This is a genomic window from Gemmobacter caeruleus, from assembly GCF_008271655.1.
GTDB lineage: Bacteria > Pseudomonadota > Alphaproteobacteria > Rhodobacterales > Rhodobacteraceae > Gemmobacter > Gemmobacter caeruleus.
This window is the reverse complement of record NZ_VKKX01000030.1, coordinates 1-3,188: the sequence shown is the minus strand read 5'-3', so window position 1 is coordinate 3,188 and position 3,188 is coordinate 1. Positions and strand designations below refer to the sequence as shown.

Here is a 3,188-nt window from a genome sequence, read left to right as displayed (position 1 = left end):
TGATCCATCAACACCGCTGCAGAGACTTCGGATGGTAACCGGATAGACACGGCCCTATTTCACTTGTTGTGGTTTCAGCTCGGATCGACCGCAAAACGTCTGTCCCGCGGCAATCCAAAACTGCAAGCAGTCTTGAAGAGAGTTCTCACTCCGGTCCTACTCGGGCATACCAGGCCAACGCTCGATCATTGGGAATCCGCCGGCAAACCAGAACACCTGGCCGGTCAGATAGTCACAACTACCAGACGCGAGAAACGCGACGAGTTCTCCCAATTCTTTCTGTGTACCTAACCGCTGGAGCGCAGTGACTTTTTTGACATGGGCAACGTGTTCTGGATTCGTTTTCCACGGTACTGTGGGGTAGAAGTAGGGACTATCTTCACTGTGAAGATAATTGGGTCCTATTGCGAACACCGGAATGTTGTATTCACCGAGTTCCTTCGAAAGGGCATTTGCCAAGGTGCATGCACCTGCTCGGGCTGACGTGTAGGTAGAAAGTTCCTTCCAAGGCCCGAAGGGCGTTGCAGAGGTAATAAAGATAATATGTCCGCTTTTGCGCTTCTTCATTTGACTTGCAACGGCGTTGACCAGTGCAAATGGTCTAATTTGTAGCGCCTCGACCGCACCGCGATAGTCCTCTACAGCGTATTTATCTATGGGTTGGAACTCTGGTGCGAATATGTCGTTGCTCACAAGTACATCAACTTGACCATAAGCGGAGGTAACTGCCTCGATGAGTTCCGCTGGTTCTTGTTCCGACATTGGTTTGAGTTGTGGATAGGTTTCGGCAAAGGCTTCAAGTTCGTCCTTTTGTTTGAAGCTTTCATCGTGGCAAGCCACTGTATGTCCTGCTTCCGAGAGACGAAGTGCAGACCCCATTCCCCCAAAATGCTTAACGTTTGTTACAATTGCGATTGACATACTCAGATCCTTTATATCCTATGATCGCTAGATATTTGCCGAGATTTTATTTCTTTCAGTAAAGCTGCGTAACTCCGGCTTTTATTGCTACCAAGCGCCGATGTCAACAGAAGGTTTTCTTGAGTAGCTTCTCAAAACCAGTAGGGCGCTGAGAACTCGGCTCCGATTGTCATCTGAGGGCGTTTTTTGCCATCAGAAACCTTCCATCATTTCTGAGCGCTGTTTCGCCGATACTTGGGCGGCGATAGACGATTTTGGCTTTCCGCTATGCTTAGCCCCACTCCGACGAGGAGACTTTCTCCCCGTCGGCGCAAACGGCGTCTGCTACGAGAATGCTCTTTTGATTCAGCGGAACGCGGTTTTGATTCGATCGATGGCAATTTCAGGTTTTTCGACCATCAAGAAGTGACCGCAGTCTTCGATCGTCTCCATCGTATAGTTCGAATAGTACTTAGGAACGAATTCAATGAGTGGAGCATAGGGCACGCAAGTATCTCCCAAACCCCATATCATTGTTACTGGAAGGTCGCTCATCGTATGATCGAGGTCTGTCCACAGAGCGGCATCGGGCCTTATGTTGGCACGATAGTAGTTGAAGCCTCCGTGAATGTTGTCAGGCTTCATACAGTTATCGACGTGAACCTCAAGTTCTTCCTCAGTGAGCAACTCATCCCGGTATGACCAGTGATCGAAGAAGTGTTTGAAGTACTTCTTGCACACCTCGCGACTCGAGCCCACGACCTCAACGGCCATATCTAGTTGATGGAATTGCGAGTACCACGACTCGTGGACGTGCCCCAAGCCGAAGTAGACCGGCCCAAAGTCGGGCTGGATAGGATCAAAGATCGCTGCTTTGATGACTCGATCGCTGTACTTTCGAATGAATTTATGGAGGACGATGGCCGCGAAGTCATGGCCAACGACGTACGCCTTTTCAATCCCTAGTGCGTCGAGAAGGGCTGCTTGGTCGTCGGCCGCTTTGTCGAGCGAGTACTTGGACAAGTCGTTTAAGTCCGGCTTTTCGGAGTCACCGAAGCCGCGCAGGTCGGGAACAATGACATCGTAGTGCTCTGCGAGCGGGCCTATGACCTTGCTCCACTCCCACCAGAACCCGGGCCAGCCGTGCAACAGCAACAGTGTCGGACCCGCTCCCTCGCGGACGTAGTGGATTTTCACGTCTGGTAACTGCACTTCGTAGTGTTTAAAGTCTTCGGGTCTTCTGATAGTCATAGGCGTCTCCTCTTTGTGAGTTTGGTCAAACAGCAAGCTCTTGTCGGTTGGGCAAAGCTGTTTCGAATTTCTTCGGCGCGTGAGCGTTCGAAGCAGGGCAAACGGCTTCTGTGCCGGCCTAAGTTTGGGCCTCGCAATGAAAAATCTCAGCCGTGTATGGGCTTGGGCCGCTCAGATTCCTTGCGATAATCCGTGGACGCGGATGTAAACCGCAGAGCTCTGAAGGTCGCGAAATTCGATCAGACAATACCCATGATCTCGAGCTTGAGCAGCAACGCGTCGCAACTCTCCCTGACCTTCTTGAATTTGCCAATCCGCCGATCTCAAGCGTAGCGGATAGTAGTGCGGCCGGTCCTTCAGTGGCATCGGCACGATCGGTCAGAATTTTCATGTAAAACCTCATTTGCCTTTGCTGTTCAACAAGTAGTTGCATCAGCTAATTGGCCCGCTCACCAGTAAACTGGTCGACGCTGTGTCATAAGGCTGTGAAATATTTGGCGATTGGCGACTTGGACATCGGGATGGTAGTCTTTGGCTGAGAGCTCACACGCACGAGAACAAAAGCCACAAGCATACACAATCGCGCCATCTGCCAGAAGTGAGTTTAGAATTTCTAAGAGGTCTTGGTGCCCGGCTAGGAAATCTTCCCGCAACAGCTCAACCGCGTCATACATAAAGTAGAGGTCAACATCTACATTCTTATCCTGTCGCCAGGTTAAGGCGATGCTGAATGGCATTAGATCGAAAAGCTCATGGCGCTTCTGAACCACGAACACCATACGTTCGCTACTTGCATTCATCGCGTCCTCCTCCCAAAGGCTATCCAGTTAAGCAGCGCTCGACCGGACAGCAGATATATGAATGCCTAGACAACTAAATGTCAAGATATTTTTTCTGAGCGACATTGCCGGTTGAAATTCAGTGCTCTGATCCCCGAGAACTGGGTCGTTTTTGACTGGAGTTTTCCGCCCCAGGATCCCGGCTGGGAGAAGGAGCGGAAGCGATGAAAGCATCGAAGTTCTCGGACGCGCAGAAGG

General features: G+C 50.8%; 3 protein-coding genes. All 3 read right to left on the bottom strand.

From position 1 onward, the window contains the following. Nucleotides 1-156: 156 nt before the first annotated feature. Nucleotides 157-921, bottom strand: coding sequence for a haloalcohol dehalogenase (locus FOA17_RS10665; RefSeq protein ID WP_149141482.1), 765 nt, complete (start codon nucleotides 919-921; stop codon nucleotides 157-159). A 345-nt stretch (nucleotides 922-1,266) separates the two neighbouring features. Next, nucleotides 1,267-2,187: an alpha/beta fold hydrolase gene (locus tag FOA17_RS10660; RefSeq protein ID WP_203232308.1), complete on the bottom strand. Its 921-nt coding sequence runs from the start codon at nucleotides 2,185-2,187 to the stop codon at nucleotides 1,267-1,269. Between the two features lie 413 nt (nucleotides 2,188-2,600). Next, complete coding sequence (locus tag FOA17_RS10655) at nucleotides 2,601-2,951, bottom strand: hypothetical protein (RefSeq protein WP_149141480.1); 351 nt, start codon at nucleotides 2,949-2,951, stop codon at nucleotides 2,601-2,603. Between the last annotated feature and the right edge of the window lie 237 nt (nucleotides 2,952-3,188).

What these genes read in the sequence shown, in the direction of transcription:
- FOA17_RS10655 (WP_149141480.1), bottom strand. Translation starts at nt 2,951, where the DNA reads ATGAATGCAAGTAGCGAACGTATGGTGTTCGTGGTTCAGAAGCGCCAT.
- FOA17_RS10665 (WP_149141482.1), bottom strand. Translation starts at nt 921, where the DNA reads ATGTCAATCGCAATTGTAACAAACGTTAAGCATTTTGGGGGAATGGGG.